This window comes from Chitinophaga sp. XS-30, assembly GCF_008086345.1.
Classification (GTDB): domain Bacteria; phylum Bacteroidota; class Bacteroidia; order Chitinophagales; family Chitinophagaceae; genus Chitinophaga.
The window spans coordinates 3,258,346-3,272,563 of the sequence record NZ_CP043006.1 but is presented as its reverse complement, the minus strand read 5'-3'; the positions used below and the strand labels follow the sequence as shown (position 1 = coordinate 3,272,563).

The window sequence follows — 14,218 nt, the reverse complement described above, 5'->3', positions numbered from 1 at the left end:
TTAGAATTTGCCTTCCCTTTCCTGGAAGTGCGTGGGTTTGTTGATGGTTTTTCCACCTTCCGTGATCCATGCCGCCACCAGGTCGATCATCTGCTTAAGCGTAACACGGGGATAGCCGAACAGGCGGAAACATTCCGCGGAATTGCTCAGCAGCGCATCCGGCTGTTCGCTGTTCACAAAGCGGGGCGTTCTATCCATCCGCTTGCCGAACTCCTGCGCCAGCCAGCGTACCGCCACTGTTTCCGGGCCGCTGACATTCACCGTTTTCGCCGGCGCTTCGCAATGCAGCAGGGCGCGGATGGCTATTTCATTGGCATCACCCTGCCATATCACGTTCACATGCCCCATCCGCAGATCGATCTCCCGTTGCTCATACACCGCTTTGGCGATCTCCAGCAATACGCCGTAGCTCACATCATTGGCGTAATTGAGGCGATAGATGAATACCGGCGTGTTGTATATCGATGAAAAGTACTGGAACATGCGTTCCCTGCCGAGGCAGGACTGTCCGTACTCCCCTACCGGCGCCGCCGGGATGTCCTCCGCCAGCCCCCCGTTCAGCACCGGGGAAAGCGGGTAGACGTTACCGGTAGAGAAGGCCACGATCCGGGCATGGCGGAATTTCTCTGCCACTCTGCCGGGGAGATACGTGTTCATGGCCCAGGTGTAGGATTCACGGCCGGTGGTGCCGAATTTTTGTCCAGCCAGGTAGATGAGGTTCTGCGTTTCCGGAAGCGCCTGCAGTTCAGCATCATTCAGCAGATCCGCTTTGATGGTGTTGATGCCGAGCGCGTTCAGCTCCTCCTGCAGTCCGGGCTCCGAAAAGCGGGACACGCCGGTGATCTTCTTTTGAATGCCCGCTTCCTCCACCGCCTGTTTGGCCAGCCGGGCCATGGCAGGCCCCATTTTGCCGCCAACGCCCATCAGCATAATGTCCCCATCGATGCGGGCAATATCCTGCAACAACGCCGGCGATGGTTTTAACAACTCCTGATATACATGCTCCATTATCTGAATTTTGATTTATTTGAGAAAAAGATCTTTAAAGTTCACTGCCGCGAGGAAAATGATCACCAGCAGGCCGAGTGCACCGGCAATCCTGACAAACCCGCTGTTCTTTGCTTCGCCCATGATCTTTTCATTGTTAGCGATGAGGTACATGGCAATGCCGATGAACGGCACGATGAAGATGGTCACACTCTGCGCGAACACGATCAGTTCCAGCGGCAGTCTGCCAAACGCAATGGCGATCACCGCGCCCGCTATCATGACCAGCGCGATGAACAACCTGGTTTTCCGCGCGCTGAAATCGCTCCCGAAGCCAAGCGCATCACCCAGCAGAATGCCGCCCACGCTGGCATTGCCTACAATGGAAGAAAAAGAGGCCGCGAACAGGCCCGTGAGGAAGAGTCCGGATGCATACCTGCCAAAGAGCGGTTCCAATGCCTTGGACATATCGGTTGCCGTATTCACGCGGATGCCCTGGGGATGCAGCACCGCCGCCGCGCAGATCATGACAATAGCGCTCATGAAGCCGAGGATGATGATGCCCGTGAGGCTGTTGCTCTTGCGTTGCGATGCTTTTGCCGGTTGGAGGCGTCTTCTTTCCTGTACGAGGTAAGACTGGTAAAAAGCGCCCACGATGGAAAAGCAGGAGGCCATGAAAGCGATCATGAGACCCTGGGAGCCTTTTGGAATGGAGGGGATGAAGCCCGTGGCCGTCTGTGCCGGGTCCGGCTTCACGAGGAAGACCGTCACGAGAAAGGCCGCCAGCATGATGCCGATCAGTGCGATCATGAGCCGTTCCAGCGTTTTATAGAAACTTCTGAAGAAAAGCAGGCCGATGCCAATGATGTTGAACAGGATGATCCAAGGCGTTACCGAAGTATGTGTCAGCTCCGCCAGCGCCACGCCCACGCCGACGGAATTGCCCGCCTGAAAGGAAGTGCAAACGAGGAAGATGCCGATGCCGGCGATGATACCCGCCGGGCGCCCCCACTTGTCTGCTATGATGCTGAGGAGCGACCGCTGTGTGGCGTGGCCGATGCGGGCGGACATGGCGGTGAATATCATCATGAAGAAAATGGCCACTACCACAATCCACAACGTAGCAAATCCGTAGCCGGCGCCGAGTTTGGAAGTGATGGTCATTTTGCTGGGGCCGAAAACGAGGGCGGCGATGATGAGCCCCGGGCCGAGGGAACCCAGCCATGATCTGATGCGATCTATCATATTTTGGCAATTTACGGTAACGTTACCGAAAATAGGCAATATTCCGGAATTTCCTAGTAATACCCTGCGGGATTTGAGTAGTGGAGGGGCATACCTTTGCAACCAGCATGTAAAGCATGCCTGCTATCCTCCTGACGATAATATTCCGGTGGAATGGAGTTTCGGTAAAAGACACCCATTTTTAAAAGGTGGCGATTTCGCAGCGGTTTGGCCGGAAAAAAACTGTAATGGAGAAGCGTGCCCGGAGCGGTGGAGAAAAACCAGGCATTTGGGGTCACTGGCCGCCGAAAACCAGCTTCGTGATGATGTAGTTGCCTGAAAAATCTGTACTGGTATTATCCCTGAGCCGGTAATCCGCCACACAATACTGCGCTTTGAGCTGCACGAAATATTTACGCCCCAGCAACCAGCGAAGACTGACGCCCGGGCTCAGCACAAAACTGCCTTTATACACGTCCGTATCTTTATCAGGATTGTAATAGGAAAGCCGCCCGTAGCCGATGCCGCACAGGCCTTCAACGGCCATCCGCTTCCAGCGCCAGAGCTCGCGGCTGTAGTCGAACGTGAACTGCATACCGGAATAGTCATCCTGCGTCACGGTACTGTCCCCGGATGTAATGACAACCGGCTCCTTCGTGCTGTTCACCCCGATGCCGATCAGATCGAAATTCAGGGCGTATGCGTTCCTGTCCGCTCTCAGGCCGAGGGTCACGCCGGCCAGCAAAGGATGGCCCAGCACTTTATTCCGGCCGTCCGGGAACCAGGTGCCTACGTTGATCCCGAAATAGATGCCGGTACGTTTCGCCGGCAGCGTGTCCTGCCCGTACGATCTCAAACCGGAACCCAGCAAAAACAGGAACAGTATAGAATAGATGCGATGATTCATTTCTTCCGTTTGATCATGAACAGCTGATGTTGTGCATGATTTTTGGCATACACTAAAAAGGCAATGTCGTCTTCCGGCCGTTCGTAGTAATACAGCCCGGTCCGGTAAGCATGGTCCGCGGGAAAAAAGATGGAACCGCTTTCGCAAGGTATCTTCACTTTCAGCGTTTCATTATTGAACACGATATTATAATATCCGTATCCATCCCAGAAATAACAGGGGCTGCCGCCGGTGGGATTGCCCATGCCCGAAAACGGGTTCAGGCACTCAAAATTGAACTTTCGTTTGCCAAAATGCTGCAGATGTACCTTCTGCGTGGCGTCTGACCATTTCTGGAAAGGTATCAGCTCATTTTTCAGCACCACGGCGTTCGCAAAAGGACTGTCCCCTTCTTCTTCCTGACCGGATACATTTCCGTCGGCATCTATCCGCAGGTAGTGCGTTAACACACTCCTGCTGACGCTATCCCCGGATGAAGGCCGGTATTCCTCCGTCTGCAGGATCGCCCGTTTATGCAGCGTATCGTAATACAGATAACCATCGTGTTCGCCTCCGGCGGGATTCGAGGAACTGAAATGGTATTCAAATTTCCGCCCCGGCACATTGATCTTTCCGATGCTATAGTGTTCAGACACGGCGCCTTCATCAATGACCGCATAGGTCTTGTCGTAGTAACGGCTGAACAGGTAGTTGACCAGCAGGAGGAGAAATGGTATGGATATAATGACCAGGATAATTATCATTGCCTTTCTGGATCTTTTCATGTGGAATGGGGTTATTGCGTAAGTAGTTTGATGATATCCGTATGTGCCATTTTTCGGGCGATCTCCAGGGGCTTTACTCCGTAAGTGATATCATCCCCGCAGTCGAATGTTTCCGGCTTGGTTCTATCCGCGCCTTTCTTCAGCAGCCAGGCAACAATATCGGGAAGATTGGCTTTGACGGCAGTGATCAGCGGGGTTGCTCCATCGCAATCATGCATATTGATCTCGTCTTTGCTCAATGTCAATGCATCCATCGCTTCAATATCCGATTTTTTCAGGGCAGCTTTCAGGAATTTCAGTTTGCCGGATCCGTCACCCAGGTCCTGCCTGGCGCCTTTCAGCAGCAATAACCTCGCGCAATCGTAATGATCATGCACTGCCGCAACGTTGAAGGTTCCGTTGGGCGGAGGATTCATATCCCCTCCTTTGGCAAGCAGGTATTTCAGAATGGCGAATCTGCCTTTTTCTGCCGCTTCCAGCACAGCGGACTTCTTTTTACTGTCGATATGGGCGCCGCCTTCCACCAATACCTCCACCATTCTCCCCCTGTTTTGCCAGATAGCGGCCTGCAATGGCGTTACTTTATTATCCGGCTCAAAATCAGCCGGAAATTCCTTGCTTTTCAGCATGGCGACCACCTTTTGCGTGTTGTTGGCAAAAATGGCGTCATAGAACAGATTGACGGTCTCAGCGCTGGGTTGGATGTCCTGGGATTTAATGCCGGTGTATACAGATAAGAAAAGGAAAAGGGTTAAAACATTGATCTTCATTCGTCCATGGTTTATGAAATAACGGCTTGAAAATAGGCAATTTCATGCACAAAGACGCTATGGAAAATCTTGTATATTTTCCCGCGCCTGCCCTGGAGGGATGAACCAAAAAAAATCCGCCGGACGGCAGAAGCCTCCGGCGGAACAGCATATATAGTCAGGTATTATTTCTCTTGTGCAAACGTAAACGCCGGCAGCGGTATCGTCTTCCCGCCCTGCAGCGCGGATTCATGCGCCAGTATCCCTACACAGGTGATATTGGCCGATTGCACGGCATTCGGGAAAGGCGATCGTTTTTCCACCAGCGCGGTCACAAATTCATGTACCAGGTGAGGATGCGATCCACCGTGACCGGCGCCCTGCGTAAAGGAAAGATGCTGATGATCGTCCGTATCATACACGCCTTTCGTGGTGAAACGCTGGATCGGCTCGGGCAGCAGGTGCGCATAGTCCGGTGAATGCATTTCTTCCGGGATGTCCGGCTCCGGCTTTCCCGCAGTATGCACCACAAGGGGACGGCCTTCTATCAACGGCCATTCCACCGATTTCTTCGAACCATACACCTCAAAGCTTTCCCGGTATTGACGGGCGGTATCGAAAAGTGAACGGTAGATATGCGCGCTCAGATCCGAATTACGGAACTTGATATGCGTGCTTTCTATCGCAAACGGTGAATTGTAATATTGATGCAACTCTTCGCGGATCGTTCCGGAACCGAAGCAGGACACATACTCCGCTTCTCCCCGTGTCAACGCCAGCACCGGGCCAACGCAATGCGTGGCGTAGTACATCGGCGGCAACCCGGGCCAGTAGCTCGGCCATCCGTCCATGTCCTGCTGATGGCTGGCTTTCAGGAACTGTATCTTGCCCAGTTCGCCTTTCTCGTACTGCTCCTTCATAAAAAGGAACTCACGGGCGTAGATGACGGTTTCCATCATCATATAGGTCAGCCCCGTTTGCTTCACCAGCGCCACGATCTCGCGGCATTCTTCCACCGTTGTAGCCATCGGCACCGTGCAGGCTACGTGTTTTCCGGCCTTCAGCGCTTTGATGGATTGCGCGGCATGGTCAGGAATGGGCGTGTTGATGTGCACGGCATCCACTTCGGGATCTTTCAGCAACTCATCATAATCCGTGTATCTTTTTTCTACACCCCAGAGATCACCGACCTCTTTCAGCTTGTCTGCATTCCGCTGGCAGATCGCATACATGTTCGCATGCGGATGACGCTGGTAGATGGGAATGAATTCGGCCCCGAATCCCAGTCCCACTATAGCGATATTGATTTGCTTTGACATATCGTAAGGTTAAAAGGTTCAATAATATGCGCTATGCATTGGCCCAGCGCTTCAGAAAGGCCAGCCCTTCCGTCGCAAGACCATCCTGACTTTCCGCCATGGGATGCCAGAAACAGACCGCGCCGGCCAGTTCCCTGTTTTGCGGGGTGAAACTTTCTATAGATACCGTGCCGGAATAACCGATGGCTTCCAGCCCTTTCCGGTACGCCTCCCAGGGCGTATGCCCCGCACCGGGCGTACCACGGAAGTTCTCGGAGACCTGCAGGTGAATGAGCTTGTCGCCAGCCGCCGTGATGGCCTGCTCCACATTCCTTTCTTCGATATTCATATGAAAGCCGTCCAGCATAACATTGGCGGCCGGATGGCCGATATCGCCGATCAGGCGAAGCACATCCTCCGTGGTATTGACCAGATCTGATTCAAAGCGGTTCAGCGGTTCCAGCGCGATCTTCAGTCCACGTGCGGCGGCCATCTCACATACGGTCCGCAGGTTCTTCACTGCCAGTTCCCATTCCCTTTTTCGCTGTTCCGGCTCCACCATTCGCGCCTTGCCTACGGCCGAGTACATAGGGCCGCCGAAAAAGCCGGTGCCCAGTTCCGCGCACATATCCAGGCAAGATCCGATATAATCAAAACAGTTCCGGTGAACGGCGGGATCTTCATGCGTAAGGTCCCTCGACGGACCGAAAGCGCCGCAAATAATGGCTTTGAGCTGATGCTGCCGGAGCGCTTCTTTCACGGCCCGTACATCGATCAGCGCGGGATCTTCCACGGCGATCTCCACCGTATCAAACCCCATTCCCGCAATTTTCGGGAACAGCTCCCCGATGGATGCGGTGGTAAAAGGCGATACCCATAGCCATGTGCTGGCGCCAAAGCTGATATGTAATGACATGATACTGATTTATACGTTTGATGGCCCCTGCGCATTCTTTTGCATGCTCTTTTTTTAACGTGGAAACTTATTTGACGATCCGCATGATACCGTTCATGATCCGCCAGTGCCCCGGGAAGGTGCAGACGTAGGGATAATCTCCCGGTGTGTCCGGCACTTTGAACACCACGGTATATTTATTCCCCGGGTTGACGAGCGGTGTGGCCAGCAGCACTTCCGGCATTTTCGGCACGTACTGCATTTCAGGGCCTTTGGGGTCCTGCGCCAGCTTGTCCGCCGCCGCGCCCACTTTGTCCGTGGTACCGGGCTGGATGAGCAGGAAATTATGCTGCATGAAATCGGTATTCTGGAATACGAACTCAATGGTGCTGCCTGCCTTCACGGTGAGCAGCTGCTGATCGTATTTCATCACATCCTTGATCACGCCCAGCACAACCGTGCGGTCGATCTTCCCGGTTACAACGGTTGGCGCAGCCATCCCCTCCCCGAGCGTTTCCAGCTTCGCATTATTCAGCCGCGCCATCAGCCGGAAATTCTCAGCAGTGGGGTAATCGGCCACGCGCTCATTGCCTTTGCTGTCATCAGCCCCCACTCTCAGCGGGGAAGAGAGATCGTTTTTGAATAACCCGGATGTTTTTGCTGCAGCGATCTCCTTATCATCTACAAAAAGCTGCATAGTTCCATCCCTTTGCAAACCTGCCCGGAAGCTGAAATTATCCGGCAGTGTTCCGGGGCTGCTGATCCGGTTTGCCTTGCCATTTTGATTGATGACAAAATGCAGCGTATTGTTGAGGATATACAATCCATATCCGTTCGTTTTGTTCCCCTGTGCGGCGATCATTCCCGAGCGCGTATTTTGCCCGCTGTCCCTCGGCGCGCCGGGGCGTTCGAATTTCTCTACGCTCCCGGAGAGCAGGAACTCCCTTCCCGCCATCTCCGGCGAAGGTTCATCACCGGACCTTCTGCCCCAGCCGCGCCGCAACGGCGTAGTACTGAGCCTGCTGCCGAATGCGAGGCGCTGTGCCACAGAAGCCCCGATGAGGGAAGGGTTGTCATCCAGCCCTTTATCGCGCAGCGCGGCCCTGAACGTTTCTTCATGCAGCTTGCCGGTGATCGTCAACGCATGCCGCAGCCAGGTATCTGCAATATTCTCCTCTTTCTCGGCCATATTCATCAATGCCTGCCCGATCTCCCCGGAGGTGCCCATACCGGCAACGGACAATGCCGCTGTGAGGCGCACCCGCATATCCTTGTCATCAAAGGCATTGGCCTGCTGCATGGCCTTGAAGGTAACGGGCGTTTCCGGCAATACCTGGATGGCCGCCCGGCGTACCCCGGCAGACGTGTGTTTCAACGCTTCCATCGCTACGGCCAGGGCTTCGGTATTTTTGCCTTCCAGCGCCTGCAGCCCTTTCATCGTCCACAGCGCATGAATGGCCGGGGCATTGATGCCCGCGCCGTCCAGCTCCTGATTTCTCACCAAACTGTACAATGCCGGCAAAACGGAAGTATCTCCCTTTTCCACCAGCAACCGCTGGGCCGTGAGGCGCCAGAACATATTGTCGCTCTTCAGCGTTTTCACCAGTTCGTCCGTATCCTCTTTATCCAGCTTTGTTTTATTCTTCTGATTATTCTTTTTGTTGTAGATGCGGTAAATGCGGCCGCGCTCATGATCGCGCAATGGGTTCACATACGCGTTCCCTTCCCCATTCTCCGCCTGGTAACCACCTCTTTCGGGCGAAGGCGTGGGATTATGCTGGATGATGAAATCATACCAGTCCGTTACCCACAATGCGCCATCCGGACCAACTTCGGCCTGAATAGGCGCACACCATTCATCGGCGCTCGCCAGCATATTCCAGCCATCGCCGTCTTCCCTGAAACCTGCACCGGACTGCGCCAGTATGTGACGGTGCACCACGACCTGTAGGTTCCGTTACAAAAGCGATGCGGTTCCAGTATGCTTCGGGGAATGCCCTGGCGGTGTACAAACTATGCCCCGCGGCTGCCGTGAACCCGCCATGCACATCCACCTGGCGCAGGTTCTTTGTAGCCACGTGCATCGCGTAATGCGCATCGATCTTTTCCGCACCAACAGGCTCGATCCTGGCTTTGCTGAAATACCTTTCCGGTATGCCCATAAAAGCGCTGTGGGTATTGTTGGCGGTAGACGCGAACACATCAAATTCCTCCGAAAAGCCGAGGCCCCAGGTGTTGTTGCTGGTTTTGGCGAGAAATTCCAGTTTGGACCCATCCGGCGCAAACCGGTACAACCCGCTGCCGAAACGCAGGGAGTCCGTATCGCCTTTCCCGTTGAAACCGGAATAACCCACTACGCCCCAGATCATGTTGTCAACGCCGTAACGCAGGTTAGAGGCCTGTGCGTGGGTATCGCTCTTGCCCCATCCGGACAATATCTCTTTTCTTACGTCCGCTTTGTCATCCCCGTCCGTATCCTGCAGGAAAATAAAGGAAGGGGCCTGGCTTACAATGATGCCGCCGTTCACGAATACGAAACTGGTGGGGATGTTCAGCTTATCGGCAAAGATGGTGAACTTGTCCGCCCGCCCATCGCCGTCTGTGTCTTCCAGTATTTTAATACGGTCATCGCCCTGGTCGCCGCTCTTTATTTCATTGGGATAATCCACTGTTTCGATCACCCAGAGCCGGCCTTTTTCATCCCAGTTCATATAAATAGGGTTCACCACATCCGGCTCCGCGGCAAAAAGCTGCAATCCGAAGCCTACCGGCACCTGGATGAGGGACATGGATTCCTCCGGCGTGAGGGATGACTGCACTTTGGGCGCCGGGTCGCGTTTTTCGTAGTTGGGAACGGGCCCGTCCGTGTACGTGGGCTGCGCGATCTTGTAAGCCGCCAGCCTTGCTTTCGCCTCATCGCCTACCGCCCAGAGGATGCCGTTCTTCACCAGCGCCAGGAAACCCGGGTTGTTGAAGGTGGCGTCATCATGACCATAAGCGGTGTAGAAAACCCGGCCCTTGCCATACGGTCTTACCCAGGTATAAGGCTCATGATGGTCCCCTTCCACCCTTTCGGTGAGCACTTCTATATTCTTGCTGATCTTGTCATGCACATAAGTTTCATCCCGGGTAACGAATGCCGGGATATCCTTCATCACCGGATGTTCCGGTTTGATGATCACCGCCGGGAACGAATCATAGCGATGGCTTTTGAACTGCCCGCCGATCATTTCCACCACTTCGGGAGAGTTCCGGAAGCAGAAGGAAGCCGAATGCAGGGGAATGAACCCCTTCCCGCCGTTCACAAAGTCCAGCAGCGCCTTCTCCTGCGAGGGGCTGATGGAATCGTGGTTGGCATAAACGATCAGGCCGTCATACCCTTCCAGGTTGGCCTCATTGAGGTCATCCGGATCGGTAGTGTAGGAAATATTGATGCCGTCTTTGAAATATTCTTTGGTGAAGATATCGGCCAGCTTCTCGGAATCGTGATGCTTGCTTTTATGACCAAGGAAAAGGATTTCAAGGCGCCTGGGGCCATCTGCGGGCTGATTGCAGGCGATGGCCGAAGCGAGAACAAGGAATGCGCTAAAGGCAGGGAAGACCTTCCATAACATGGCGATAAGTTGGATTGGTGAAAAGACTGTTACAAATATCCCTTTCCTCCTGATCAAATCATTCGCGGATTATATCAAAAAGTGACTGAATTATATCTATTTTCTTATTATTTTGGGCAAATAAAGACAATCTATACCAATTGAAGACTGCAGTCCATAAGTCAGAGATACCGCCCTCACAGATATTCGTGATCCGTCATTTGCATGACCGGCATTTCGATCCGGTATGGCATGCACATTCTGAATACCAGCTCTTTGTGGTGCTGGAAGGCACCGGCACCCGCTTCGTGGGGGACAGCATCAAGGCCTTCAAACCGGGCGAACTGGTATTTACCGGTCCTCACCTGCCCCATTTGTGGCGGAGCGATGAGGCCTATTTTGCAAAGAAAAGCGAACTGCGGATCAATGGCATCGTGATCTATTTCAACGAGCATTTCCTGGGGGAGCATATCATGGAGAAAGAGGAAATGCTGGCGCTCAAAAACCTGTTCACCCGGGCGCTGCGGGGGCTGGAATTCCATGGCCGGTCGAGGGAACAGATCATTGCCATGATGAAAGAGCTTACCGCGATGAAAGGCATCAAAAGCGTGATACACCTGCTCCGGATACTGGAATATATGGCCGCCACGAAGGAATATGCGTACATCTCCGCAAAAGCCTACAGCGATGTGCAGACGCAAAGCGAGACTACCCGCATGAACCTGGTGTACGACTATGTGCTCAAGAACTTTCGCCGCAAGATACTGCTGGAAGAGATCGCCGGGCTGCTGCATATGACGCCCACTTCTTTCAGCCGGTATTTCACGATGCAGAACAGCAAACCCTTCTCCCGGTTCGTGTCCGAGATACGGATCAAGCACGCCTGTAAATTGCTGACGGAAACGGATGAACCGGTTTCGCACATCTGCTATGAATCGGGGTTCAATACTTTATCGAATTTCAACAGGCAGTTCAAGGAGTTTATGCTGAAGCGGCCGATGGATTACAAAAAGGAGTTCATGAGCATCTGATCCCCCAACGGCGAAGGGCCGGCGCTCCTTCAAGCACACCAGCCCTGGTGACGTAAAACGGGTATTGGACAGTTTTCCGCCTGTGGATCAATTGGCTTCCGCGTATTTTTTAAAGTTGTTGAGGATCGCCTGCCAGCCTTCTTTCTGCATTTCTACAGGATTCTCGGATTCCGCATCAAATACTATGGTAACGGCCGTTTTACCGCCCAGGTCTTTGAATACAACGCTGGCCTGCCTGCCGTCCGTCATGGTATAAGTGAACTTTTGCCCTTCCACCACTTCATCATAAATGGCCTCAAAGTCAAATCCCCAGCTGCCGTCCTTGGCTTCCATGCGGGCCTGGTATTTCCCCCCTACCCTCATGTCGTTTGTAGCGCTCGGGCACTGCCAGTCATCTGAAGCGAAGTTCCATTTGGTGATATGTCCGGGTATTGTGTAATAATCCCAAACCTTCTTTGCGTCCGCTGCAATGGTTGCTTCAACCGTGATCTTTGTTGTGTTCATTTTTCTGGTTTTATTGTTTAACGATAATACGGTATTGGTATCTATGCCCCTATTTACGGCGCAACCTGGACAACAGATCGTCAAGCTTCTGCAGCGTTAAGATCATCCCTTCCTGCATGCCCATATTGATGACCGTTTCCAGGTCCGCCAGGGAGTCATAGGTGACAATCATATGCACTATTGTATTTTCATCGAAGTCGCTGAACGTGGTATCCCATTTGGCCTGGGGCAGTTCGGGATTGAGTACGCCATTATTATCACAAAAACCATCCAGTCCCCTATAACCGTCAATCGGCCGGATCTCCAGATAGTCCATACGCCCCCAATACTCCTTACCATCGGGTTCCACCATGGCATACAGCCAATGTCCGCCTTCCCGGAAATCCATGGAACTGGTTTTAGTGGTCAGCGGCGCGGGCGCAAACCACTGATCCAGCAGCTCGCTTTTTGTATAGCAGTCCCAAACAAGCTGGCGGTCTGCCATAAATTCACGCTTCATCGTGATGGTATTATTCGTCTTGTCCGCCACGAAATCGAATTGCAGATTGTTGTTCATTTTTTCTTGTTTTTGATTGTATGTAATAAGTTATCCAGTTGGCGAAATCGTTGCTGCCAGATCGCTCTGAACTGCTCCAGCCATTTGTCGATCTCCTTCATTTTTTCAATTTCAAGTTGATAATAGATCTCCCTGCCCTTGTGCTCCGGTTTTACCAACTCACATTCCGTCAGTATTTTCAGGTGTTTGGACACCGCCTGCCGGGTCATGTCGAAATGTTCCGCAATGGCATTGGGCGTCATGGCCTGCATGGCGATGATGGCGATGATCGCCCTTCTGGTCGGGTCTGCTATTGCCTGGAATACGTCTCTTCTCATTTGATCACAGCGTTTATGAAACTGTTCGGTTGCAAATATACATGCAACTTTTCGGTTTCGCAATTATTTTTTTGATTTTTTTGAAAAAATGGTGGTTTCAGGGAGTTGGGTAGCCTGATCAGCATGCGCCGCGATAACCATCATATAAAAAACAGCCGGGAGGTTCTCCCGGCTGCATGATCTTTTAAAATGCCAGCTGCCGAAATACAACCGGACTATATACTAGTTCTTCGGAAAATTCGCATCACCCTTTACTTCATCAATCTGCAAAGTATGCCGGGCGCAATGCGCCGCAATGAAGAGCAGGCTCTGATAACCGTCAGCCTTACCCGTAGGGTAATCGCTGACATGATTGCGCAGGTCTTCCAAAGATGCGTTCTGAATATAGTCCAATACAGGTTTGCGCGCCGCAGCCAGGTCATTGAGGGCTGTTTGCGGATCAGTGTACAGACCGGCGCCTTCCAGTTCCTTGGAGGTCTTGTGTTTTTCACTGCGGTCGGTCATTGCTGCGATCAGTTCTGCGTCGGAGGTTTTCACCTCCCCTTTCAGCTCCGGCTGCGCGGGTTTAGCCAGTTCTTTTTTAGCCATATCGAACAGCATTTTTTCCGTGGCGACAATATGCTCAAGGCACTGGCTCACAGACCACTTGTCCGGCGCCGGTTTGAACTTCAATTGCGCTTCGCTCAGCCCCGCTACGCTTTTTTCAAGATCACCGGTGGTGCGGTTGAAATAACCCAGTAAAAATTCCATGCTGCCATCAGCAACCGTTTGCCGGGATTCCAGTATGCCCTTCAGTCTCATCAAACCGGTATCCAGGTCGTTACTGATCATCTCTTCGAAGTCCATAAACAACATCATCAGGTTCATCGGGTAATTCATATGCCCGTTGAATCCCCATTTTACCGTAGTTTGATCTTCCGAAGCCGATTCAGTAACCATGTAAGCCGCCTCTGTTGATTCGAACGGCCTGATAAAACGGAGCTCAAAATCGATCCGTTCCCCTTCCGTGATCTTTTTTATCTCCTGCTCACCTGCACCTACATCCTTCTGCTCACTATCCCAGGCGGAAACAAAACCAACCGTACCATCCGTACCGCGATATGTTTTCTTCATATCAGGGTCCATCATGGCCCATTTGCTGTAATTGTCCTGGTTTTTGAGATACTTCACATAGTCAAAAACTTCCTGTTTAGGTTTGTTAATCGCGATCTCCCGCTCCACTGCGTAGTCTTTCTTCAAAAAGAGTGCAATGATCAGCGGAATAGCGATCAAAATGGCCAATACAATGAGAATTTTCTTGAGTACTTTCATGCTTTTAAATTTTGGTGATCTGAAAATAGAGCGATTGCTATTGGGTTTTGGTTATTTCGGTATTTATTGAAGTATGCATGTC

General features: G+C 52.5%; 14 protein-coding genes. 1 reads left to right on the top strand and 13 read right to left on the bottom strand.

Annotated elements, in window-relative coordinates; all coding sequences use genetic code 11:
- The 9 genes from FW415_RS13445 to FW415_RS13405 form a co-directional block, all read right to left on the bottom strand.
- Positions 1-1,008: an NAD(P)-dependent oxidoreductase gene (locus tag FW415_RS13445; protein WP_246858738.1), complete on the bottom strand. Its 1,008-nt coding sequence runs from the start codon at positions 1,006-1,008 to the stop codon at positions 1-3.
- 15 nt (positions 1,009-1,023) lie between these two features.
- On the bottom strand, positions 1,024-2,232 hold the full coding sequence (locus tag FW415_RS13440; protein ID WP_148385809.1) for an Nramp family divalent metal transporter: 1,209 nt from the start codon (positions 2,230-2,232) through the stop codon (positions 1,024-1,026).
- A gap of 274 nt (positions 2,233-2,506) precedes the next feature.
- A complete protein-coding gene (locus FW415_RS13435; RefSeq protein WP_148385806.1) occupies positions 2,507-3,118 on the bottom strand; it encodes a hypothetical protein in 612 nt (203 codons plus the stop codon).
- A complete protein-coding gene (locus FW415_RS13430; protein ID WP_148385804.1) occupies positions 3,115-3,882 on the bottom strand; it encodes a hypothetical protein in 768 nt (255 codons plus the stop codon). Before FW415_RS13430 ends, FW415_RS13435 begins: the two co-directional genes overlap by 4 nt.
- 11 nt (positions 3,883-3,893) lie before the next feature.
- Complete coding sequence (locus FW415_RS13425; protein ID WP_148385801.1) at positions 3,894-4,652, bottom strand: ankyrin repeat domain-containing protein; 759 nt, start codon at positions 4,650-4,652, stop codon at positions 3,894-3,896.
- A gap of 164 nt (positions 4,653-4,816) precedes the next feature.
- Complete coding sequence (locus tag FW415_RS13420; RefSeq protein WP_148385799.1) at positions 4,817-5,950, bottom strand: Gfo/Idh/MocA family oxidoreductase; 1,134 nt, start codon at positions 5,948-5,950, stop codon at positions 4,817-4,819.
- A 31-nt stretch (positions 5,951-5,981) separates the two neighbouring features.
- Positions 5,982-6,845, bottom strand: a complete 864-nt coding sequence (locus tag FW415_RS13415) for a sugar phosphate isomerase/epimerase (RefSeq protein ID WP_148385797.1) — start codon at positions 6,843-6,845, stop codon at positions 5,982-5,984.
- Positions 6,846-6,912: 67 nt separating this feature from the next.
- Complete coding sequence (locus tag FW415_RS13410; protein WP_148385794.1) at positions 6,913-8,766, bottom strand: plastocyanin/azurin family copper-binding protein; 1,854 nt, start codon at positions 8,764-8,766, stop codon at positions 6,913-6,915.
- Positions 8,681-10,438 (bottom strand): PVC-type heme-binding CxxCH protein, encoded by a 1,758-nt coding sequence (locus FW415_RS13405; RefSeq protein ID WP_148385792.1) that lies wholly within the window; start codon positions 10,436-10,438, stop codon positions 8,681-8,683. Before FW415_RS13405 ends, FW415_RS13410 begins: the two co-directional genes overlap by 86 nt.
- Before the next feature lie 140 nt (positions 10,439-10,578).
- Here FW415_RS13405 and FW415_RS13400 point away from each other — a divergent pair, with 140 nt between their 5' ends.
- Complete coding sequence (locus FW415_RS13400) at positions 10,579-11,448, top strand: AraC family transcriptional regulator (protein WP_210420682.1); 870 nt, start codon at positions 10,579-10,581, stop codon at positions 11,446-11,448.
- Positions 11,449-11,535: 87 nt separating this feature from the next.
- Here the strand turns inward: FW415_RS13400 and FW415_RS13395 are convergent, their stop codons facing one another.
- From FW415_RS13395 to FW415_RS25000, 4 genes are all read right to left on the bottom strand, one after another.
- On the bottom strand, positions 11,536-11,952 hold the full coding sequence (locus tag FW415_RS13395; protein ID WP_148385789.1) for an SRPBCC family protein: 417 nt from the start codon (positions 11,950-11,952) through the stop codon (positions 11,536-11,538).
- 49 nt (positions 11,953-12,001) lie between these two features.
- On the bottom strand, positions 12,002-12,508 hold the full coding sequence (locus tag FW415_RS13390) for an SRPBCC domain-containing protein (protein ID WP_148385787.1): 507 nt from the start codon (positions 12,506-12,508) through the stop codon (positions 12,002-12,004).
- The gene (locus FW415_RS13385) at positions 12,505-12,825 is read right to left on the bottom strand and encodes a helix-turn-helix transcriptional regulator (RefSeq protein ID WP_148385784.1); all 321 of its coding nucleotides are present in this window, start codon (positions 12,823-12,825) and stop codon (positions 12,505-12,507) included. The genes FW415_RS13390 and FW415_RS13385 overlap by 4 nt, the downstream gene beginning before the upstream one ends.
- 222 nt (positions 12,826-13,047) lie before the next feature.
- The gene (locus tag FW415_RS25000; RefSeq protein ID WP_168208813.1) at positions 13,048-14,136 is read right to left on the bottom strand and encodes a DinB family protein; all 1,089 of its coding nucleotides are present in this window, start codon (positions 14,134-14,136) and stop codon (positions 13,048-13,050) included.
- Positions 14,137-14,218: the final 82 nt, after the last annotated feature.